Source organism: Staphylococcus pasteuri (assembly GCF_030547725.1).
GTDB lineage: Bacteria > Bacillota > Bacilli > Staphylococcales > Staphylococcaceae > Staphylococcus > Staphylococcus pasteuri.
Genome location: NZ_JAUOQO010000680.1, coordinates 1 through 249, shown reverse-complemented (window position 1 = coordinate 249; position 249 = coordinate 1). Strand labels below are relative to the sequence as shown.

General features: G+C 61.0%; 1 protein-coding gene. It reads right to left on the bottom strand.

What is annotated here, in order from left to right; all coding sequences use genetic code 11:
- On the bottom strand, positions 1 to 249 hold a 249-nt coding region (locus Q4528_RS15145), incomplete at both ends, for a phage major capsid protein (RefSeq protein WP_368506737.1).

Here is a 249-nt window from a genome sequence, read left to right as displayed (position 1 = left end):
CAGCACCGATTTTCTTGACCTTGGCGTCCGTTTTCTCCCAGCCGAATGACGACTCTGGATAGGTGCCCCCCTCGGCAATCGCCGCCGATGCACCCGAGCGCACGGTCTGGCGACGGTAAGGCACCAGATTGGAACTCGTGCGACCGACACTTACCAGATCACGAACGCGCAACTGCCGCTTTGGCATGTTGATCGGGGTCCGCTCTTCGTCGTGATAGATCAGGCCACCACCTGAACCGTCCGCCGTGG